The 22,259-nt window shown below is 57.5% G+C and carries 18 protein-coding genes and 1 tRNA gene; 11 read left to right on the top strand and 8 right to left on the bottom strand.

The features are described from left to right. Positions 1–7 precede the first annotated feature (7 nt). From murI to hemA, 5 genes are read right to left on the bottom strand one after another with little or no spacing between them, the layout of a single operon-like run. Positions 8–808, bottom strand: coding sequence for a glutamate racemase (gene murI, locus QN399_RS20300; protein WP_322278383.1), 801 nt, complete (start codon positions 806–808; stop codon positions 8–10). Then, entirely contained in the window at positions 801–1,556 is a 756-nt protein-coding gene (locus tag QN399_RS20295) for a molybdopterin-synthase adenylyltransferase MoeB (RefSeq protein ID WP_322177914.1), read from the bottom strand. The genes murI and QN399_RS20295 overlap by 8 nt, the downstream gene beginning before the upstream one ends. Continuing rightward, entirely contained in the window at positions 1,550–2,392 is an 843-nt protein-coding gene (gene prmC, locus QN399_RS20290; RefSeq protein ID WP_330201523.1) for a peptide chain release factor N(5)-glutamine methyltransferase, read from the bottom strand. Before prmC ends, QN399_RS20295 begins: the two co-directional genes overlap by 7 nt. Beyond that, positions 2,393–3,475 carry a peptide chain release factor 1 gene (gene prfA, locus QN399_RS20285; protein ID WP_322177912.1) on the bottom strand — a complete coding sequence of 361 codons (1,083 nt, stop codon included), beginning with the start codon at positions 3,473–3,475 and terminating at the stop codon, positions 2,393–2,395. After that, positions 3,472–4,749, bottom strand: coding sequence for a glutamyl-tRNA reductase (gene hemA / locus QN399_RS20280; RefSeq protein ID WP_219063481.1), 1,278 nt, complete (start codon positions 4,747–4,749; stop codon positions 3,472–3,474). The genes prfA and hemA overlap by 4 nt, the downstream gene beginning before the upstream one ends. A gap of 227 nt (positions 4,750–4,976) precedes the next feature. Between hemA and QN399_RS20275 the strand changes: the two genes are divergently transcribed. From QN399_RS20275 to QN399_RS20235, 9 genes are all read left to right on the top strand, one after another. Continuing rightward, positions 4,977–6,704 carry a tetratricopeptide repeat protein gene (locus QN399_RS20275; RefSeq protein WP_330201522.1) on the top strand — a complete coding sequence of 576 codons (1,728 nt, stop codon included), beginning with the start codon at positions 4,977–4,979 and terminating at the stop codon, positions 6,702–6,704. A gap of 4 nt (positions 6,705–6,708) precedes the next feature. Beyond that, positions 6,709–7,326, top strand: coding sequence for a lipoprotein insertase outer membrane protein LolB (gene lolB, locus QN399_RS20270; protein ID WP_322177910.1), 618 nt, complete (start codon positions 6,709–6,711; stop codon positions 7,324–7,326). A 2-nt stretch (positions 7,327–7,328) separates the two neighbouring features. Next, entirely contained in the window at positions 7,329–8,180 is an 852-nt protein-coding gene (ispE, locus tag QN399_RS20265; protein ID WP_322177909.1) for a 4-(cytidine 5'-diphospho)-2-C-methyl-D-erythritol kinase, read from the top strand. Between the two features lie 35 nt (positions 8,181–8,215). After that, a tRNA-Gln gene (locus QN399_RS20260) sits at positions 8,216–8,290 on the top strand. A 46-nt stretch (positions 8,291–8,336) separates the two neighbouring features. Continuing rightward, positions 8,337–9,278, top strand: coding sequence for a ribose-phosphate pyrophosphokinase (locus QN399_RS20255; protein WP_219063551.1), 942 nt, complete (start codon positions 8,337–8,339; stop codon positions 9,276–9,278). Between the two features lie 137 nt (positions 9,279–9,415). After that, positions 9,416–10,012 carry a 50S ribosomal protein L25/general stress protein Ctc gene (locus tag QN399_RS20250; protein WP_322177908.1) on the top strand — a complete coding sequence of 199 codons (597 nt, stop codon included), beginning with the start codon at positions 9,416–9,418 and terminating at the stop codon, positions 10,010–10,012. Positions 10,013–10,177: 165 nt separating this feature from the next. Further along, positions 10,178–10,762 (top strand): aminoacyl-tRNA hydrolase, encoded by a 585-nt coding sequence (gene pth, locus QN399_RS20245; RefSeq protein WP_322177907.1) that lies wholly within the window; start codon positions 10,178–10,180, stop codon positions 10,760–10,762. Positions 10,763–10,783: 21 nt separating this feature from the next. Then, positions 10,784–11,884 carry a redox-regulated ATPase YchF gene (gene ychF / locus QN399_RS20240; RefSeq protein ID WP_322177906.1) on the top strand — a complete coding sequence of 367 codons (1,101 nt, stop codon included), beginning with the start codon at positions 10,784–10,786 and terminating at the stop codon, positions 11,882–11,884. A gap of 123 nt (positions 11,885–12,007) precedes the next feature. Further along, positions 12,008–14,941 (top strand): EAL domain-containing protein, encoded by a 2,934-nt coding sequence (locus QN399_RS20235; protein ID WP_322177905.1) that lies wholly within the window; start codon positions 12,008–12,010, stop codon positions 14,939–14,941. 55 nt (positions 14,942–14,996) lie between these two features. On the opposite strand, the gene QN399_RS20230 is transcribed toward QN399_RS20235, so the two are convergent. Together QN399_RS20230 and QN399_RS20225 are read right to left on the bottom strand one after the other, a co-directional pair. Next, positions 14,997–15,215 (bottom strand): YdcH family protein, encoded by a 219-nt coding sequence (locus QN399_RS20230; RefSeq protein WP_322177904.1) that lies wholly within the window; start codon positions 15,213–15,215, stop codon positions 14,997–14,999. 121 nt (positions 15,216–15,336) lie between these two features. Next, entirely contained in the window at positions 15,337–18,015 is a 2,679-nt protein-coding gene (locus tag QN399_RS20225; RefSeq protein ID WP_330201521.1) for a cation-transporting P-type ATPase, read from the bottom strand. A 214-nt stretch (positions 18,016–18,229) separates the two neighbouring features. Here QN399_RS20225 and QN399_RS20220 point away from each other — a divergent pair, with 214 nt between their 5' ends. Beyond that, complete coding sequence (locus QN399_RS20220) at positions 18,230–19,339, top strand: molecular chaperone DnaJ (protein ID WP_330201520.1); 1,110 nt, start codon at positions 18,230–18,232, stop codon at positions 19,337–19,339. Between the two features lie 51 nt (positions 19,340–19,390). On the opposite strand, the gene QN399_RS20215 is transcribed toward QN399_RS20220, so the two are convergent. Continuing rightward, a complete protein-coding gene (locus QN399_RS20215) occupies positions 19,391–21,448 on the bottom strand; it encodes a methyl-accepting chemotaxis protein (protein ID WP_322177901.1) in 2,058 nt (685 codons plus the stop codon). A gap of 313 nt (positions 21,449–21,761) precedes the next feature. On the opposite strand from QN399_RS20215, the gene QN399_RS20210 reads away from it, so the two are divergent. Next, on the top strand, positions 21,762–22,259 hold a 498-nt coding region (locus QN399_RS20210; protein WP_323569220.1), incomplete at its 3' end, for an AMP-binding protein.

Raw genomic sequence — 22,259 nt, 5'->3', positions numbered from 1 at the left:
GTTTTTTTTACCGGGGGAAGAATCGCACATAGCCAGATGTTTTCCATAGCAGCGGTAGGATTTTTCTGAAATCTTCCGGATCCGCACTGGTCCAGAACTGCGTTTCTTGAGCCGGCCCCGTCGCCAGCAACTCACGCTGGGTCAATAACCGTTGAAGTTGCCGAGCGACTGCACCGCCTGTGTCGATCAGGCTGATCGACTCCGGGACCATTTGGCGCAGCAGTGGCTTCAGGAAAGGATAGTGCGTGCAGCCGAGAATAATAGTGTCGCAGCCAGCAGCCAGTAACGGCTCAACATAGCTGCGCAACAAGTTGCTGATAGTCGGGCTGACCAGATCGCCGGTTTCGATCAGCTCGACCAGGCCGGGACACGGCTGGGTAATGACCCGCACATCGAGTGCAAACCGGTCGAGCAAGGCCGCGAACTTGGCGCTCTGCAAGGTACCCGTGGTTGCCAGCACGCCCACAACGCCACTGCGGGTGGCCGCCGCTGCCGGTTTGACGGCGGGCTCCATGCCGACGATAGGCCAGTCAGGATACCGTTCGCGTAAATCCGCAACGCCTGCCACCGTGGCCGTGTTGCAAGCCAGCACCAGTGCTTTGGCGCCCTGCTTTTGGAAAAAATCGGCAATCACCGCACAGCGTTGGCGTATGAACTCGGGGGTTTTCTCGCCATAAGGAACGTTGCCGCAATCGGCCACGTACAGCAGGGACTCGTTGGGTAGCAGGCTGCGAATTTCACCCAGCACCGATAAACCGCCAACTCCGGAATCAAAGACCCCAATCGGCGCTTCATGGGTGTTAGTCATGGGCAAGACCGCACACACTGCAGGCTGGATCGCGCTTGACCCTCAACTCGCGAAAGCGACTGGTCAACGCATCGATCAATAGCAAACGCCCCACTAACGGCTCGCCAAACCCGGCCAACAGCTTCAGCGCTTCGAGTGCTTGCAGGCTGCCAACCAGCCCCACCAAAGGCCCGAGGACGCCAGCTTCACTGCACGTCAGTTCAGCTTCGCTGCCATGCCCGTACAGGCAGTGATAACACGGGCTGTCATCGCGCCGTGGGTCGAACACCGACAATTGCCCTTCCAGGCGAATCGCTGCACCGCTGACCAGCGGTTTACGCGCCGCGACACACGCCGCATTTACCGCTTCGCGGGTGGCAAAGTTGTCAGAGCAATCGAGTACCACGTCAACATCGGCTACCGCAGCAGCCAGGCTGTCGGCATCCAGCGCGCGGCGATGGGCGATCAGTTTCACCTCGGGGTTGATCGCGGTCAGGCGCTCAATGGCCGAATCCACCTTGCTCTGCCCGACGCTGTGGCTGTCATGAATGATCTGCCGTTGCAGATTGGTCAGGTCCACGGTATCGAAGTCGGCCAGATGCAACTCGCCGACACCGGCAGCGGCCAGATACAGAGCCACTGGAGAACCCAGGCCGCCGAGGCCGACGATCAACGCCCGGCTGTGTTTGAGGCGCAACTGGCCGTCGATATCCACGTGCTGCAACAAAATCTGTCGACTGTAGCGCAACAGTTCCTGATCGGTCAGCACGGGAGGCGCCCAAGAGTAATACGCTCGTGGCCGCCCAAATCCTTGCGGCTGTGCACGCGTTCAAAGCCGTGGCCTGCCATCAGGTCGCGCACAGCAGCGGCTTGATCGTAACCGTGTTCAAGCAACAGCCAACCGCCAACATCAAGGTAGTCAGGCGCTTGGGTAATGATGACGCGCAGGTCGTCCAGCCCGTCGACGCCCGCCACCAGGGCACTGCTCGGTTCAAAACGTACGTCTCCTGCCACCAGATGCGGATCAGCGCTGGCAATATAAGGAGGATTGCTGATGATCATGTCGAAACGCTGACCTTCAAGTGCGCTGAACCAATGGCTGTTCAGCACCGTGACATTGTTCAGGTGCAGGCGCTGACGATTGCGCTCGGCCAATGCAACGGCTTCAAGGATGCGATCTACCGCCGTTACCCTCCAGGCTGGACGTTCACTGGCCAGCGCCAGGGCAATGGCGCCGGTGCCAGTGCCCAGATCAAGCACGGTGACAGGCGACAGAGCAGGCGTTATCGCGTGCAGTTCGAGCGCCACTTCGACTAACAACTCGGTGTCGGGACGCGGGATCAGTGTGTGTGGTGCAACTTCCAGGTCCAGCTTCCAGAACCCTTGCTGGCCCAGAATATAGGCCACCGGCTCGCCCGCACGACGGCGTTGCAGATAGGACGCAAACACCTGCGCCGCTTCGCTGCTGACAATCCGCTCGGGCCAGGTGTGCAGGTAGCTGCGGGGCTTGCCTAGAGCGGCAGCCAACAACAACTCCACGTCCAGGCGCGCGGTCGGCGAATCCGGAAGCTCGGCGGCTCTCAACACGCTGGCGATAATAGTCATTTACTCACCCAATGCCGCAAGTTGATCAGCCTGGTACTCGGCCAGCAACGGTTCTATCACTGCATCGACTCCACCGGCCATAACGTCATCGAGGGAATACAACGTCAAGTTGACCCGATGGTCCGTCACACGACCCTGAGGAAAGTTGTAGGTACGAATTCGTTCGGATCGGTCACCCGACCCCACCAGCAATTTACGCTCGCTGGCGATGGCATTGGCCGCCGCGCTGGTTTGCTGATCGTTAAGTTTCGCCGACAGCCAGGACATTGCCCGAGCCCGGTTCTTGTGTTGAGAACGTTCCTCCTGGCACTCGACAACGATGCCGGTCGGAAGGTGAGTGATGCGCACGGCCGAGTCGGTCTTGTTCACGTGCTGACCACCCGCGCCGGAGGACTTGTACGTGTCCACGCGCAAATCAGACGAGTTGATCTCGATGACTTGTTGCTCATCGGGCTCAGGCAATACCGCAACAGTGCAGGCAGACGTATGAATACGCCCCTGGGACTCGGTTTCAGGGACGCGCTGCACACGATGGGCGCCGGACTCGAATTTTAATTTTCCGTAAACGTGATCGCCTTCGACGCGCGCGATGATTTCTTTGTAGCCGCCGTGCTCGCCTACGTTTTCCGACAGAATTTCCACGCGCCAGCCGCGACGTTCGGCGTAGCGTGAGTACATGCGAAACAGGTCACCAGAAAAAATCGCCGCCTCGTCGCCACCGGTGCCAGCACGAATTTCGAGGAACACATTACGCCCGTCGTTCGGGTCTTTGGGCAGGAGCATGCGCTGTAGCTGACCTTCCAGATCGGCCAATTGCTCTTTGGCTTCACGGACTTCCTCGACGGCCAATTCACGCATGTCCGGGTCACTGTCCTTGAGCAGCGCCTGTGCACCTTCCAGATCGCCCAGTACTTTGAGCAACTGGTTGTAGGTCACGACAATAGGCTCTACTTCGGCGTACTCCCGGGAATAGGCGCGAAACCTGTTTTGTTCGGAAATGACTTCGGCATCACCAAGCAGCGCGGTCAGTTCCTCAAAACGATCGTTAAGGATGTCCAGCTTATTGAGCAGTGAAGCTTTCATTGCGGGGGTTTATCCGTCGAGCCCTCACCGAGGGCAAAAAGTTCTTGGGCCATGGCCAACGCATCGAGGCGACCTTCGGCAGACAGCTTTTTCAATTGCACGCTTGGAGCATGCATCAATTTGTTGGTCAGCCCTCGCGCCAATTGCACCAGCACGTCTTCGGCGCTGCTGCCGTTGGCCAACATGCGTTGGGCTTTGAGCAATTCATCGTCACGCAGACGCTCGCTTTGTTGACGATAGGCCTTAAGTACATCCACTGCCGCCAGCTCTCGCAGGCGCAACATGAACTCATCGGCGCCCAGACTCACCAGCTCTTCAGCCGCTTGCGCAGCGCCCTGGCGACTCTTGAGGTTCTCGGCGACCACTTCGTGCAGGTCGTCGACGCTGTAGAGGTAAACGTCGTCCAGCTCGCCGACTTCCGGTTCGATATCGCGAGGCACCGCGATATCGACCATGAAAATCGGTTTGTGCTTGCGCAGCTTCAAGGCGCTTTCCACCGCGCCCTTGCCCAGAATCGGCAACTGACTGGCGGTGGAACTGATCACAATGTCGCTTTTGACCAGCTCAGCCGGAATATCGGACAGTAAAACCGCGTGGGCACCGAACTCCGCGGCCAGGATACTGGCCCGCTCCAGGGTACGGTTGGCCACCACGATACGCCTCACGCCCAGATCATGCAGATGCCGGGCAACCAGCGTGATGGTTTCGCCCGCGCCAATCAACAATGCCTGGCTGCGCTGCAAATCACTGAAAATCTGCTTGGCCAGGCTGACAGCGGCAAACGCCACCGACACCGGGTTTTCACCAATGGCGGTATCGGTGCGTACCTGTTTGGCAGCGTTGAAGGTGGCCTGGAACAACCGGCCCAGCAGCGGGCCAATGGTCCCCGCTTCCCGCGCAACGGCGTACGCAGACTTCATCTGGCCGAGAATCTGTGGCTCGCCGAGCACCAGCGAGTCAAGCCCTGAGGCAACCCGCATCATGTGACGAACGGCCGCCTCATCTTCATGCACATAAGCACTGGCGCGCAGCTCGTCCAGGCTCAGATGATGATAATCGGCCAGCCAGCGCAGTATGGCATCGGACGCAAGGTGATCCTGTTCGATGTACAGTTCGCTACGGTTACAAGTCGAGAGGATCGCAGCTTCGCGGCTGTCGGTTAGACGGCAGAGCTGCTGCAAGGCCTCAACCAACTGCTCAGGCGTAAATGCCACGCGCTCGCGGACGTCTACTGAAGCAGTCTTATGGTTAATACCAAGTGCAAGGAAGGCCATTCAAGGTCGCTGATGGTGACGTGAAGCCGGCAATTGTCCTACTTCGCCAGAGTGAGAACAACCACCGCAGACTATTGTCCGAATAGAGCGGCCCCTTTTAAGCCGTTTATCGGCCGTGTTTTGGCCTCGCCAAAGGCCAGTTGAGTAGTTTTCGCATAGGCTGTGGGTTTGCTCCTAGGCTTGTGTCATGATGATCCGACCGCAGGTAAGTCGCCCTCTCCCTATATATGAATAGATCCTCCGCGTTACTTCTCGCCTTTGTGTTTCTGAACGGTTGCCAGGCTATAGCCCCCGTTTCACCGGATGCTACGCCACCGGCCGCAGACACGACGCCCGCACCCGCACCCAAGCCGCAGGTTTATAGCTCGTTCACCGAAGACACAGTGTTCAGCCTGTTGAGTGCGGAGCTGGCGGGTCAGCGCAACCGATTCGACATCGCGCTGGATAACTACGTCACCCAAGCGATCAATACTCAGGATCCAGGGATTTCCGAACGCGCCTTCCACATTGCCGAGTACCTGGGCGCCGATCAGGCAGCACTGGATACCTCGCTGATCTGGGCGAAAAACGACCCGACCAATCTTGAAGCACAACGCGCGGCGGCGATTCAATTGGCCCGCGCCGGACGCTATGACGATTCCATGGCGTACATGGAGAAGGTCCTGCAAGGACAGGGCGATACGCATTTTGACTTTTTGGCACTGTCTGCCGCCGAAACCGATGCAGATACCCGCAACGGTTTGCTGACCAGCTTCGATCGCCTGCTCAAGAAATACCCGAAAAACGGCCAACTGATCTTCGGCAAAGCCTTGCTCCTCCAACAGAACGGTGACGCCCAAGGCGCCCTGAAACTGCTGGAAGACAATCCAGCCAATGACGGCGACGTGACCCCTATTCTGCTGCGCGCCCGCCTCCTGCAGGGCATGGACCGAGGCAAAGAAGCCTTGCCGATCCTGGAAAAAAGCATTCGCCAATACCCGGACGACAAACGCCTGCGCCTGACTTATGCCCGCATGCTGGTCGAACAGAACCGCATGGACGACGCCAAAGTCGAGTTCTCCAGCCTGGTGCAACAGTTCCCGGATGACGACGAGTTGCGTTATTCGCTGGCGCTGGTTTGCCTTGAAGCCAAAGCCTGGGATGAAGCCGTTGGCTACCTGGAAGACTTGATCGCTCGCGGCAGCCACGTTGATTCGGCGCACCTGAACCTCGGCCGTGTCTACGAAGAACGCAGCGATCCGCAAAACGCCCTGACCGAATACGCTCAGGTCGGCCCCGGCAATGACTACCTGCCGGCGCAACTGCGCCAAAGCGACATTCTGATGAGCAACGGTAGCGTGGCCGAAGCCTCGAAACGCCTGGCCGCCGCACGCGAAGCGCAGCCCGACTATGCGATTCAGCTGTACCTGATCGAAGCCGAAACCCTGGCAAACAACAACCAGAGCGATCGAGCCTGGCAAGTGCTGGGGCAGGCGTTGAAGCAGTATCCCGACGACTTGAACCTGCTGTATACACGAGCCATGCTCGCGGAAAAACGCGACGACCTGTCGCAAATGGAAAAAGACCTGCGCGCGATTATCAAGCGCGAGCCTGACAACGCCATGGCCTTGAACGCCTTGGGCTACACCCTGTCAGACCGCACGACGCGCTATGCCGAAGCCAAGGCCCTGATCGAACGAGCGCACGCACTGAACCCGGAAGACCCAGCCGTACTGGACAGTCTGGGGTGGGTAAATTACCGCCTGGGCAACCTCGATGAAGCCGAACGCTTGCTGCGTCAGGCGCTGGAACGCTTCCCGGACCACGAAGTCGCCGCCCATCTGGGCGAAGTATTGTGGGCCAACGGCAAGCAGCGCGAAGCCCGGAAAGTCTGGAGCAAAGCCCTCGAGCAACAACCTGATAGCCCTATTCTGCGCAGCACTCTGCGGCGCCTGACCGGATCCGAGACTCTCTAATTTTATGTTTTTGCGCCACGTTATCGTTTTCAGCCTGATCGCCCTGCTCGCCGGTTGCGCCGGTTTTACCTCTCGCGAAGCCCTGCAGGGCCAAGGCAACCCCGCGCAATGGCGCGAACACAAAGCACAACTGAGCAGCCTTGACGGGTGGCAAATCAGCGGCAAGGTCGGCATTCGCGCCCCGAAGGATTCGGGCAGCGGCACCTTGTTCTGGCTGCAACGTCAGGACTACTACGATATCCGCCTCTCAGGCCCCCTGGGACGCGGCGCAGCCCGCTTGACCGGACGACCGGGTAGCGTCGCCCTGGAAGTAGCCAATCAGGGCCGCTACGAAGCTGCCAACCCGGAAGACTTGCTCCAACAACAACTAGGCTGGAAATTACCGGTGTCGCATCTTGTCTGGTGGGTACGCGGTCTACCCGCCCCCGGCAGCAGGAGTCGCTTGAACCTGGATGGCGACAGTCGCCTTGCCAGCCTCGAGCAGGACGATTGGCAAGTCGAATACCTGAGCTACACGCAACAGAACGGCTATTGGCTGCCTGAGCGCATCAAGCTGCACGGCCAGGACCTCGACGTCACGCTGGTGATCAAGGACTGGCAACCACGCAAACTGGGGCAATAATCATGCACACCCCTCGCCTGACGCTGCCGGCACCCGCCAAACTCAACCTGATGCTGCATATTCTTGGCCGTCGCGAAGACGGCTATCACGAGTTGCAGACGCTGTTTCAATTTCTCGACTACGGTGACGAACTCAGTTTCGCCGTACGCGATGACGGAGAAATCCGCCTTCAAACTGAAATTCCCGGCGTGCCCCACGACAGTAACCTGATCGTAAAAGCCGCTCGTGCATTGCAAAAACAATCCGGCTGCACCCTTGGTATCGACATCTGGCTGGAAAAACGTCTGCCCATGGGCGGAGGAATCGGCGGCGGAAGCTCCGATGCGGCCACCACATTGCTCGGTCTGAATCACCTGTGGAAACTTGGCTGGGATGAAGATCGCCTGGCCGCATTGGGCCTGACATTAGGCGCGGACGTCCCGGTTTTCGTGCGTGGACATGCTGCGTTTGCTGAAGGTGTCGGAGAAATACTGACCCCTGTAAACCCCGAAGAGCCTTGGTATCTGGTGCTTGTACCGCAAGTATCTGTAAGTACAGCAGAAATTTTTTCAGATCCACTGTTGACACGAGACACTCCTCCCATTAAAGTGCGCCCCGTTCTCGAGGGAAACAGTCGAAATGACTGTCAGCCGGTTGTAGAGAGGCGTTACCCAGCTGTTCGTAACGCTTTGAATTTGTTAGGCAATTTTGCCGAAGCAAAATTAACCGGAACTGGAAGTTGTGTGTTTGGGGCCTTCCCAAACCAAGCCGAAGCTGATAAAGTCTCGGCCCTTCTTACAGAGACCCTTACAGGGTTTGTAGCAAAGGGAAGCAACGTTTCGATGTTGCATCGCAAGTTACAAGATCTGTTCTAAGAATTGAGTGCTGGGCACTCAAGGTGAAACATTACAGGGGCGTCGCCAAGCGGTAAGGCAGCAGGTTTTGATCCTGCCATGCGTTGGTTCGAATCCAGCCGCCCCTGCCATTTTCTATACTCATCCAGGTATACCCTCAGCCGGCAGGTAGTGCGCGTGTCCAAGATGATGGTCTTTACGGGGAACGCTAACCCCGATCTAGCTAGGCGTGTAGTACGCCAGCTGCATATCCCTCTAGGTGATATCTCCGTCGGCAAATTTTCCGATGGTGAAATCAGTGCCGAGATCAATGAAAACGTCCGCGGTAAAGACGTATTCATTATCCAGCCAACCTGTGCACCAACCAACGATAACCTGATGGAACTGGTTGTGATGGCAGATGCCTTCCGCCGCTCCTCAGCGTCTCGAATCACTGCGGTGATTCCATACTTTGGTTATGCCCGCCAGGATCGCCGTCCGCGTTCCGCACGTGTAGCTATCAGCGCGAAAGTTGTCGCTGACATGCTGACCGTGGTGGGGATCGATCGTGTTCTTACGGTTGATTTGCATGCGGACCAAATTCAGGGATTCTTCGATATTCCGGTAGATAACATCTACGGCTCCCCCGTTTTGGTGGATGACATCGAAGATCAACGCTTCGAAAACCTGATGATTGTTTCCCCGGATATCGGTGGCGTCGTGCGTGCACGGGCTGTTGCCAAATCCTTGGGCGTCGATCTCGGGATCATCGATAAACGCCGTGAGAAAGCCAATCACTCTGAAGTGATGCATATCATCGGTGATGTCGAAGGGCGTACCTGTATTCTGGTCGACGACATGGTCGATACCGCCGGCACTCTGTGTCACGCGGCGAAGGCCCTGAAAGAGCATGGCGCTGCCAAGGTCTTTGCCTACTGCACACACCCTGTGCTGTCGGGTCGGGCTATCGAAAACATTGAAAATTCCATGCTGGACGAACTGGTGGTGACCAACACCATCCCGTTGTCCGCTGCCGCACAATCCTGTTCACGTATCCGCCAACTGGATATTGCACCGGTAGTTGCTGAGGCGGTCCGCCGCATCAGCAACGAAGAATCGATCAGCGCGATGTTCCGCTAAGGGCTCTGCCCACGGTTGCATTACGCTGTCGAAAAGCGCCCCGCCCCAACCTACTGTTGGGGCGGGGCTTTTTTGCCCATATCGTCTGAGCGCCGGTCGCAACCGCTGGGCGAATGTGGTTATTTTGGAGAAACAACATGAATAACTTTACTTTGAATGCTGAAGTGCGTTCCGACCTGGGGAAAGGTGCGAGCCGCCGCCTGCGTCGTCTCGCAAGCCTGGTTCCAGCTGTCGTTTACGGTGGCGAAAAAGCCCCTGAATCGATCAGCATGCTGGCTAAAGAAGTTGCCAAACTGTTGGAAAACGACGCTGCTTTCAGCCACGTTATCGAACTGAACATTGGTGGCACCAAGCAGAACGTCGTGATCAAAGCACTGCAACGTCACCCGGCCAAGGGCCACGTGATGCATGCTGACTTCGTACGCGTTATCGCTGGTCAGAAACTGATCGCTCACGTACCTGTGCACTTCATCAACGAAGAAGCACCGATCAAGAAAGGCGGCGAAATTTCGCACGTTATTTCCCAGGTCGAAGTAACTTGCCTGCCGAAAGATCTGCCTGAGTTCATCGAAGTCGATCTGAACGCTGCTGAAGTGGGTGACATCATTCACCTGTCCGACCTCAAAGCACCTAAAGGCGTTGAGTTCGTAACACTGGTACACGGTAACGACCTGGCTGTTGCCAACGTTCACGCACCACGTGTAGCACCTGAAGCAGAAACCGCTGCCGAGTAATTCATTGCTTGGTAACGTCGGAGTTGCTCAGAAAGCGTCGCGAGCGATAGTCAGGCAAAGCGGGCGAGATCGCGGAGTTTACATCATGGTAAATGAGCATATTTCGCCCACTTCTGTCGCTACGCCTAGCGATGTTATCCACAACTCCAAGGAAGAGCCCCTGTCGTGACTGCCATACAACTGATCGTTGGCCTGGGAAATCCAGGCGCCGAATACGAACAGACCCGGCATAACGCAGGGGCTCTTTTTGTTGAGCGTATTGCTGCGGCGCAAGGCGTCAATCTTGCCGTCGAGCGAAAATTTTTTGGCCTGACCGGGCGATTCACTCACCAGGGTCAGGATGTTCGTCTACTGATCCCCACCACGTACATGAACCGCAGCGGCCAAGCCGTGGCGGCGCTCGCTGGCTTCTATCGCATTCCGGTAGACGCCATACTGGTGGCACATGATGAACTTGACCTGCCTCCCGGCGTTGCCAAGCTAAAGCAAGGCGGCGGCCATGGCGGTCATAACGGACTGCGCGACATCATCGCGCAGCTCGGCAATCAGAATACGTTTCACCGCCTGCGGCTTGGCATTGGCCACCCAGGTGATGCCAGCAAGGTCTCCAATTTTGTTCTGGGTCGAGCGCCACGCGCTGAACAGGAAAAACTGGACGCCAGTATCGATTTTGCCCTCGGCGTGCTGCCGGATATCTTCGCCGGTGAATGGAACCGCGCGATGAAAAACCTGCACAGCCAGAAGGCCTGACTAACTCCAAGGGGAAATATCATGGGATTCAATTGCGGCATCGTCGGCCTACCCAACGTCGGCAAGTCCACCCTGTTCAACGCCCTGACCAAATCCGGCATCGCGGCTGAGAACTTCCCCTTCTGCACCATCGAGCCGAACACCGGTATCGTGCCGATGCCGGACGCACGCCTGGACGCTTTGGCGGCCATCGTTCTCCCGGAACGTGTACTGCCGACCACCATGGAATTCGTCGACATCGCCGGCCTGGTTGCTGGCGCCTCGAAAGGTGAAGGCCTGGGCAATAAATTCCTCGCCAACATCCGCGAGACCGATGCCATCGCCCACGTGGTCCGCTGCTTCGAAGACGAGAACGTGATTCACGTCTCCAACAGTGTCGACCCGAAACGCGACATCGAAATCATTGACCTGGAATTGATCTTCGCCGACCTCGACAGCTGTGAAAAACAGCTGCAAAAAGTGACCCGCAATGCCAAAGGCGGCGACAAGGAAGCTGTTGCGCAAAAAGCCATTCTGGAACAACTCATCGCCCACTTCTCCGAAGGCAAGCCCGCGCGCAGCCTGGTGAAGAACATGAATGCCGATGACAAACAACTGGCTCGTGGCTTCCACCTGTTGACCATCAAGCCAGTCATGTACATCGCCAACGTTGCGGAAGACGGCTTCGAGAACAACCCGCTTCTGGACGTGGTCCGTGCCATCGCCGAAGAAGAAGGCGCAATCGTAGTTCCAGTGTGCAACAAGATCGAAGCAGAAATCGCCGAGCTCGACGATGGCGAAGAGAAGGACATGTTCCTTGAGGCTCTGGGCCTTGAAGAACCTGGCCTGAACCGCGTGATCCGCGCGGGCTACGAAATGCTTAACCTGCAAACCTACTTCACCGCAGGCGTAAAAGAAGTTCGCGCCTGGACTGTCCGCGTGGGTGCCACCGCACCGCAAGCCGCAGCAGTGATCCACACCGACTTCGAAAAAGGCTTCATCCGCGCCGAAGTCATCGCCTACGCAGACTTCATCCAGTACAAAGGCGAAGCCGGTGCTAAAGAAGCGGGCAAATGGCGCCTGGAAGGCAAGGATTACATCGTCAAAGACGGTGACGTGATGCACTTCCGCTTCAACGTATAAGTCGCTACCGCTATTTCATTGGGCTGCAGAAACTGTCTGAAACCCAATGAAAACCTGAAACCCCCTGAAACAGGGGGTTTTTTGCATCTAGAGTCGTCATAGGACATCTAGGGAATCTAGCCAATGCCTAACTATGAAGTCCTTTCCAATCGTCTTCGGTTCATACCCTGGGTCTTCCTCTGCCTGGGTCTGGCGCTGACCTATGCACTTCAGGACATTCCTCGCGAGTCTGCCCGACAGGCGCTCCACGATGAGTTCGACTACCGTACCAACGAAATCATCGAGAACACCAACAGGCGCTTACAACGTTACGAGCAACTAATGGAAGGCCTGTCTGGCCTGTTCGCAACGTCGCTCGTTGTCACGCGCAGCGAGTTCGCTAGATACGTTGATGCTCTTAAACTCGAAGGCAAATACCCAGGCATCCAGGGATTAGGTTTTGCTCCACGGGTGTTGCCGGAGGACAAATCCAGGCACATCGCCGATGTACGTACCGAGGGCCGGGTTGATTACACCATCAATCCCAGCGGTAACCGAGACCTCTACACGCCGGTCATCTACCTCGAGCCTTTCAACTGGCGTAATCAGCGCGCGATTGGCTACGACATGTATTCCGAACCTGTTCGTCGCGCGGCACTGGATCAATCGAGGGATGAGGAAATTACCTCTATCTCGGGCAAGGTTCGGCTGCTGCAGGAAACCGATCAGGACGTTCAGGCAGGATTCCTGATGTACCACCCGGTCTATCGTCTGCAAGCACCCCATCAGACAGTCGATGAACGCCGCGCAAACCTGATCGGTTGGGTCTATGCCCCCTTCCGCATGAATGACTTGATGGACGGCATTCCGGGAAAACGCTTTGGGGAAGCCGGCACCACACTGAGTCTAGACCTCTACGACGGTGATTCGGTCGGACAGAGCGCATTGATCTTCAGCTCGAACAGCCGTAGCGACAGCTCGGCTCCCGAGTTTCACACCACCCGGCTTGTTCCTCTTTTTGGCCATCAGTGGACGGTAGCGGTCAGTTCACTGGCACCCTTTGACGCCCGACTGAAAAGTGACAAAGCCGACATCATTGCAGTTTCCGGTACCGTTGCCAGCGTGCTATTGGCCCTGGTCGGCTGGCTGCTGGTGACAGGCCGAGTACGAGCGTTGGTCATTGCCAAAGACATGACATCAGCCTTGCAGCAAAGCGAAACGGTGCTCAGGAAGCTCAATCGCGACTTGCGGCTGCTCAGTCGCTGCAATACAGCGCTGGTGCACGCTGAAGATGAGTACACCCTGCTGGCTGAAATATGCCGTTTGTGTGTCGACAGGGACAATTACCTGATGGCCTGGGTTGGCTATGCGGAGCAGGATGAAGCCAAAATGGTGCGACCCATAACGCAATCCGGTTATGACAACGGGTATCTCGACGGGATCAATATCTCTTGGGCGGATACCGAGAACGGTCAGGGTCCGACCGGTATGGCCATCCGCACCGGTCAGCCGAATATCAGCCAGGATATCCAGAACAGCCCGCGAATGGCGCCGTGGCGCGAGGCGGCGATCCAGCATGGGTACCAATCCAGTGTGGCCCTGCCACTCATTTGCGACGCCAAAGTGCTGGGCGCGTTAACCATTTACGCAAGCGAAGCGCACGCCTTCGACCCAGACGAGCTGAAGCTTCTGCAGGAGCTGGCCAACGAACTGGCTTACGGCATCATGGCGTTGCGTACCCGTGCGGAGCATGCCGCCGCCAAAGAAACGCTGGCGTTCCTGGCGCATTACGACCCACTGACCCACCTGCCCAATCGTCTGCTGCTGCGCGACCGCTTTGAGCACGCAGTACTCACCAGCAAGAGCGAAAACACCACGCTTACTGTGCTTTACCTCAATCTGGATCATTTTCAGCGGATCAATAACAGCTTGGGATACGCTGTCGGCGACCAGGTACTGGTCATGGTCGTTGAACGGCTGTGGCAGTGCATCCCAATGACCGCAACGATCAGTCGAATTAACGGTGACGAGTTTGTTGTCTTGCTCACGGGGAATTACCACGTTGCGGAAATTATTGGCTTCGCGAATGCCATCCAGGAGGTCTTTGTTGACCCCCTGGAAATCGGCAGCCATAAACTAAGTATTTCTTTCTCCATCGGCATTGGCTTGTTCCCGAATGATGGAGAGGACCTCGACACCCTATTCAATAACGCCCACACGGCAGTCAATAGTGCCCAGGAGGCGGGGCGCAATACCTATCGTTTCTTCACGCGTGAAATGAATATCGGTCTGATTGAGCAAGTTCGACTCACCGGGGGATTAAGCAATGCCCTGCGAAATCGCGAATTCGTGCTCCATTATCAGCCTCAGATAGACATTCGCAGTGGTCGGATCATCGGCGCGGAAGCCCTGATCCGCTGGCAGCATCCGATCGACGGGCTTGTGCCTCCGGGCAAGTTCATTCCTCTGGCTGAGCGCAGTGGCCATATCGTTCCGATAGGCGAATGGGTGCTCAACGAAGCCTGTCGTCAAGCCAAGGTCTGGCAGAGTCAATATTCACCGGCACCGGTAATAGCCGTCAATCTCTCGGGCTTGCAGTTCAAGCGCGGGAACGTTCTGGAAGTGGTGTCTGCTGCGCTTGCCACGTCTGGGTTGCGACCGGACCGGCTGGAACTGGAACTGACCGAATCCATTCTGCTGCAGGACGTGGATGCCACGATAGAAACCCTGCACGGCTTGAAGGCCATGGGTGTGAACCTGTCCATCGACGATTTCGGAACCGGCTATTCCAGCCTTTCGTATCTTAAACAGCTGGCGGTCGACAAGCTCAAGATTGATCAATCGTTTGTGCAGGACATGTTGACCGATCCCGATGGCGCCTCAATCGTCAAAGCCATCATCCAGCTTGGGCACACCCTGCAGCTCACGGTGATCGCTGAGGGTGTGGAGGTCGATGCCCAATTGGCGTTCCTCAACGAATCAGGATGCGATGAGGTTCAAGGGTATTTGTTTAGCCGTCCGGTTCCGGCAGATCAATTCGCCAGACTCCTCGAAAAGGGACTGCCCACGCGGACCTGAGCAATCCAGACACACCAGGTAACCTTGAATCTTATAAACATCCCTGACTCGAAAACTATACGGTCTCAGCGTTCTTGAGAATCACGTAAAGCTGGTCTTTCAAGGTCAACTTTTCTTTTTTCAGATTTTCAATTTCAAGCTCGGTACCCGACTCAATGCGGGCTTCGATGTTCTTGATGCGCTGATCGAGCTCATTATGCTCATCGAAAAGACGGGAAAAGTGCTTATCTTCAGCTTTCAGGCGAGTAATCAGATCACGGTATTCGGGAAACATAGAAGCTCCTAATTGAAGTGGTGTTCGGGCAATTATCCAAAGCCATCCGTTTGGGTTCCATGATCAGGATCATGCCAACCGCAGATACCCAGAAAATGCCTCCGATTGAAGTGACGCCGGTTCATGGACTGGGGCATCGGCGCCTGACAAACGCTTTACGCGCCTCCTCCAGCCCAATCAACAGCAGGGCAAACGGCAACAGGAACAGCCACACTTCGAACGGCAGTGGCGCGGTACCCAAGAGCGCGTTGCCCCAACGGGTGTAAGTAAAAAGCAGGATCAAGACGATTTCCAGCGCCACACCCCAAAGAATCAGGGGATTGCCGCGCACCCCCGTGTCGAAGACCGAGCGGGTCGTACTTCGACAGAGAAAGACGTTGACCACCTGAAGTACCACAATGGCCGCCAGGCTGCCGGTGGTTGCCTGGTGATAAAGCGGATCGGAAAAAGCCACTGTGTCGCCGAACGTCCAGCCACCACGTTGCAGGACAAAGATGAACGTCGACACGGTTGCCAGCGCTTCAAACAAGCCCAACGCCACATAACCACGCAGGGCAACGCCCAGGTTGAACAAGCGCTCCCCCGGGGGACGCGGGGGGCGCTGCATGATCTGCGGGTCTGGCCGCTCCACCCCGAGGCCGAGCGCGGTCAGGGTGTCGGTGCCCATGTCGATGGCCAGCATCTGCAAGGGCGTGATTGCCAGGGGCAGCTTGACCAGCACAAAGCCGAGATAGGGAATCAGCTCCGCCATGTTGTGCGCCAGGATGTAGGTGAGAAATTTGCGGATGTTGTCGAACACCGCACGCCCCTCTTCGACGGCATTGACGATGCTGGCGAAATTGTCGTCCAGCAGCACCATGTCGGCCACCTCGCGGGCTACATCGGTGCCCGACAGCCCCATCGCAATACCGACATGGGCGCTCTTTAGGGCGGGTGCGTCGTTCACCCCGTCACCGGTCACTGCAACGATCTCGCCTTTGCGCTTGAGCGTCTCGACGATCCGCAGCTTCTGCTCTGGCGCGATGCGGGCACAAATGATTTCGGCCGCGTCCAGCGCCAGTTGCAACTGCGCATCGGACAACTGCAAAAGCTGTGCGCCGGTGAGCACCTGCGGCGCATCCGAGCGTACCAAGCCTATCTCGCGCGCAATCGCCAGCGCCGTGTGCGGGTTATCTCCCGTGACCATGATCACTTTGATGCCCGCAGCCTGGCAGGCGCCAATCGCCCCCGGCACCTCTGGTCGGGGCGGATCCTGCAGTCCGACCAACCCCGCGAGGACCAACGTCTGCTCGACAGGCATCTGCCCCGCTTCCACGTCGCGCCACGCCAGCGCCAGGACCCGCAAGCCACGGTCGGCCATGGACGTCTGCGCCGCCAGGATACGGGCGCGACATTCGTCAGTGAGCGGCGTGATCGCACCATCGCGCCATTGTCCGGTGCACAGCGGCAACACCTTTTCCAGTGCGCCCTTGCACAACAGCCGAGGCCCGTCTGCCATCGCGTACACCACCGACATACGCATGCGCTCCGCATTGAACGGCAGCTCTTGCAAGCGCGCTATCGGACACGTCTGAGGCGCGATACGATTTACCAACTGGAGCATGGCCTGCTCCATAGGGTCGCCCAGGTAGGTCAATGATTCACAAGGACCGGTTTGCTGCAGATCGTGGCACAACCCGGCCACCTGAAAAAACGGCGCATTGGCCTGCGCAATGCCGACGGGCAAACCGCGCTCCAAGTCGCCGTACAGACTGCCATCCAGCCAAAGCGCGGTCACTGTCATCCGATTTTGCGTAAGGGTGCCGGTCTTATCGGTGCAGATCACCGTCGTCGAGCCCAATGCTTCAACGGACGGAAGATGACGGATCAGTACCTGCCGGCGCGCCATACGCTGGGTGGCCAGAACCAGCGACAACGTCAGCGTCGGCAACAAACCTTCCGGCACCATTGCGACGATGAGGCCGATGGTGAAAATGAAATCACTCCAGAAGGGCATACCCAGCACCATTCCGAGGCAGAAAAAGACCACACCGATCCCAAGCGCCAGTATCAGAATACTGCGGCTCAGGAGGGCAACCTCGCGTCGCAGTGGCGAGATTTCTGCACCGCTGGCCTGGGTCAGATGGGCGATGCGCCCGAACTCGGTGTGCATGCCCGTGGCAAAGACCACGCCGCGCCCCTTGCCCGACATGATCGCAGTGCCCGTCAGCACGATATTGCCCGCGTATAGCCAGTCCTCGGCAGCACTGGGTTGGGCATCGCGGGCTTCGGCCGTCGACTCGCCGGTCAGGGGAGCGTTATTGACCTGCAGCGAGAACGCCTCGATCACCCGGCAATCTGCCGGTACCCGGTCACCCTCGGCGAACAGTACGATATCACCGGGCACCAGCGCCTCGGTCGCGACCCGCAGCACCGAGCCATCGCGCAGTACCTGAGCCTGCTGCGGCAGCAATCGGCGTAAGGCAGACAGCGCTTTCCCGATCCGATACTCCTGCCAGAATGAGAATACACCGCTGACCAGAATGACCGCGATGAGGGCATAACCGAGGCGAGCCATGCCTTGCCCCGGAGACTTCCACTCGGCAATGAACGCCAACAGCGCCGCCAGCCACAACACTATCGAGAAGAAATGCACAAACTCCTTCAGCAGCGCCCGCAACCAGCTGCGGCGCCGAGCGTGGGCCATCCGGTTGAGACCGAACTCGCGCTGACGGCGCTGCACCTGCGCCGGGGAAAGCCCCTGCTCAGTGGCTTGCACGCTGGCCAAGGCGTCAGCGACCGACAGCTGATGAATTTTCATGCTCATAGCCCAAGGCCCATAACGTACCGTTTGAGCGTAGCTGCATCGCTGCCAACATGAATGATCGCTAGTGCACCTGAGCGCACATTTTCCACGACGTGGAGCCTCAGCTTCAGGCTGTACATGCGCGTGATCTCCCGCGCATTCCGCAGTCAATTACAAAACTGTCGTCGTCCCTTAAAATGCCCCTATTTTCAGACTCAGCGGGATTCCCATGACACACCAGGCGCCGAAACTCAGCATCGCCGCACAGGCAGGCAAGCCGCACCTGTCGGCCGGGCAAAAGAAATTCAACGCCTTGCTCAAGAAGATCGAAACGCAACGCCAATTACTGGAAGCCTGGCAAAACACGACGTCTCGCTGTCAGCAACGCTGGAACGCCGATTTCAAGCCATTGCTCGATGAGTTTGACCAGCTTGATAGCGAGATGCTGCACTTCCTCGACGACGCCAGCGATCGAGTAAAACTCAGCAAGAATGATCGGCAGACCCTGCAAGAGATCATCTGCGGTCTGGTGACCTCCCTGATGGGCGGAGAACATGACGAAACATTGAAGGCGATTTACAACAAGCACGCGGGCAGTCACTTCGACGTCGACAGGCTTGAGGAGGCCGAGCACTTCAAGACGTCGTTCGAAGAGACGTTCGGGTTCAAGATGGACGATGACGTCGACTTGGATTCGCTGGAGGACATCACTCAATACATTTTTGAAAAACAGGCAGAGGAAGCGGAACAGCGAACACGCAACGCCAAGCCACGCAAGAAATCCGCACAACAGATCCGTGAGGAAGAAGAGCACGCCAACGCCAGCCGATCAGTGCGCGAGATTTACCGCAAACTGGTGAGTGCGCTGCACCCTGATCGCGAAACCGACGCTGTCGAACGAGAGCGCAAGACCGTGATGATGCAGCGGGTCAACCAGGCCTATACCGACAACAACCTGCTTGCTCTGCTGCAGTTGCAACTTGAGATCGAACAGATCGACCAGAGCCATATCAACACGATTGCTGAAGGCCAACTCAAGCACTACAACCGAGTCCTGATCAATCAACTCGATGACTTGCAGCACGAAGTGTCCGAGCTGACGCTGGCGTTCAAGAGGCAGTTCAATCTGCCACCGAGCGATCACATCACACCCGCCAACGTAGCACGCAAATTCCCGAAAAAACTTCGGGAACTGCGCACTGAAATTCAGACATTAAAGGAGCAGCGTGAAGCGCTGGAAGACCCGAGAGCCCTGAAGATCTGGCTGAAAGAGCAACGTCATGTACTCGATATGGAAGCCTATTTATCTGCCGGAATGCCGGATGACGTCTTTCGTTGATGACGTTGACCCAGGACCGCTGATGAACAGACCTGGGCTTACTTCAAACCCCTAGCTTAATTGAAAGCGTGCGGTGTTATCACTCAGCGCTCGACTGCCCTTGCTGAGCGTGTCGGCCGCCTGATTCACTGCGCGCGCACCGTCCAGCAAGCGCCCTGCCGCCTGATCGACCTGCTGGATATTGCCGCTCACTTCGTCAGCCGTGGCAGCCTGCTCTTCTACGGCGGTGGCGATCTGCGCCAAGGTATCGGTCACACCCTGCACGGCATCGGCGATTTCGCCCAGTCGCAGGCCCAACCCGGTCACCGAAGCCGCATCGGTCTCAGCCTGCCCACACGCGGCGGCCATCAGGTCGACTGCCTGACTTACCGTGCTGCGCAGGCTGTCCACTGTTCCCGCGATCTGCGCAGTAGAGGCCTGCGTGCGTTGTGACAGGCTACGCACTTCATCGGCAACCACGGCAAACCCTCGACCCTGCTCACCCGCCCGCGCCGCCTCGATGGCGGCGTTGAGCGCGAGCAAGTTAGTCTGCTCGGCAATGCCGCGTATCGCGTCCACCACCGACTGGATCTGCTGACCCTGCTCGCTGACCCTCCCCAACGCTGCGGCGGTGTCGCTCAAGCGCAGGTTGAGTTGCTGAATACTGGCAGTGGTTCGTTGACTGTCACGGCTACTTTCTTCGGCCACATGGCGGGTGTGCTGGGCGCTTGTCGACGCCTGCTCGCAACTTTTCGCAACGCCTTGAGAGGTGGCGGCCAGTTGCGTTGCCGCCGTGGCGATCTGACTGATCTGTTGCTGCTGCTCCTCGACCTCATCGAGGGTGCGGTTGGACTGGGTGTTGAGGGTCAGAACCGCACTACTCAACTGCAGCGTTTCGTGATCGACGCTCAACAGACTTGTGCGTAACTGCACCACGGCTGCATTGAGTGCTGTGCTGATCGCTGCCAGCTCATCACGCCCTTCAACCGGCACCTGTACACATAGATTACCGTCGCGTAACGACTGCGCCAGCATTGTAATGCCGCTGGCACTGCGTCGGATCGACGTCTGCAGACAGACAAACAGGTAAAGCGCCGCCAACAGCAAGCAACCAAAAATCGTCGCCACGGGGATAAATTGGCGAACCGACTGGTCATGGTAATAGGCCAGACGCACGTCCAACGAGACCAGAGATTGGTGACGCAGCGCCATCAAATCACCCAGCAAGGCATCGACGCTACGTTCGAAACTGCCGGTATCAAGGTTGATGCTGCCACCGAACAGACCGTTATCAAGCACCTTGAACTCGCCGTCCAGACGCTGTTGGCTTTTACGGTATTGATCAGCCCACGGCTGCAGATCGGGCGAGAGCCTGGCCTCTAGGGAGCCCCCGGTTTTGTTCAATTGCTCGCGGGCATCGCCGAGTCGGCTGCGCAGATCACGCATCTGCAAACGGCTTTGCAGGCTGAACTGACCGGACGCCACCGACGTTTGTCCCACGCTGGCCAGACGTCCGACACGCTCGATCAGATCAGGCGCTTGCTTCGTGGACATCTGCATCAACAGATAGGTTTCCAACCAAGGGTCGAGGATCAACCCACTGTCCTGAGCGATTTGTTCGCGCAAGGTTTGCAGCGCACTCAAGGCGGTCGTGAAGCGCTCATAACCGTCCGGCCACCAGCCAACCGTGCGCAGGGCCGCAGAATCCAGTCCAGTGGCCGCACTTTGTAGCTTCTGGTAACGGTCCAGCGTTTCTGACGTCGCGCCGTCACGGTGCAATTCCGCACCTATCAACGTTAGCGCCTGTCCGATTCCGGGGTTGGCTGCGTCGAGCGCGCCCATGGCGTCGCGTGCCGCAGGGGTCGGGTCATGAAGAATGTCGGCGGCTTTCCAGCGGGCTGTGCGGTCACGCTGAGCGGTCAGCAGGTCGTCCAGCGTTTCCAGCGCCAATAACTGGCTAACACCCGCCCTTTCCCCCGCAATCAGGGCAAGTTTGTCGCGATAATCCAGACCAATCATCCATAGACTGCCGACTAACGGCAGCATGAACAGCAAAAAAAGCAGCTGAAACTTGCGGGCAAATCCAAAACGCCCAAGCAGGCGAATACCCGGTGACAAAAGTGCCTGCATGTCCAACCTCTCATCTGGGCCCCCTGTCATCACTTGTGGTCATGAAGGGTGCTTATACAAAACCGGCAGATCGCCATTTTCAGAGTCGATATCGAAGCAATATCTGGACCGCAGATGCCCGCCTTGGCACGCTCTTGGGATCAATTTTTAAACCCGCAAATCACATATAGTATATCTACTATACTGTTAAGGTATTACTTCCATATTTATCTAGAGTTGTTATATAAAACACGCCGGACATAAGTTGATCCCAGCAGTCTATGCTGAAAGGTCACACCTAAAGAGCTAACAATCAGCCACCGAGTACCTTTACATGTCGATTTTTGAACAAGGGCTAGCCCCTAAGGCTGTCAATCATATTGCCTTGTCGCCGCTCAGCTTCATTGAGCGCACTGCCAGCGTCTATCCTGACTACCCTGCCGTGATCCACGGCTCTATCCGCCGTACCTGGGCGCAAACCTATGCGCGCTGCCGCCGTCTGGCTTCAGCGTTGGCGGGTCGCGGCATTGGCAAGAACGATACCGTCGCACTGATGTTGCCTAACATCCCTGCCATGCTTGAGGCCCACTTTGCCGTACCGATGATCGGCGCAGTGCTCAACCCGCTCAATGTGCGCCTGGATGCCGAAGCGATTGCCTTCATGCTCCAGCACGGCGAGGCCAAAGTGCTGATCACCGACCGTGAGTTCCATGACGTGATCCACGCAGCAATCAGCATGCTGGACCACCCGCCGTTGGTGATTGACGTCGATGACCCGGAGTATGGCGAAGGCCAGGCCGTCAGCGACCTCGATTACGAAGCGCTGCTGGCC

Origin of the sequence: Pseudomonas sp. 10C3, assembly GCF_036346185.1 — a bacterium.
Taxonomy (GTDB): Bacteria; Pseudomonadota; Gammaproteobacteria; order Pseudomonadales; family Pseudomonadaceae; genus Aquipseudomonas.
Note: the sequence above shows the minus strand (reverse complement) of the source record. Positions and strands in the feature narration are given on the sequence as shown.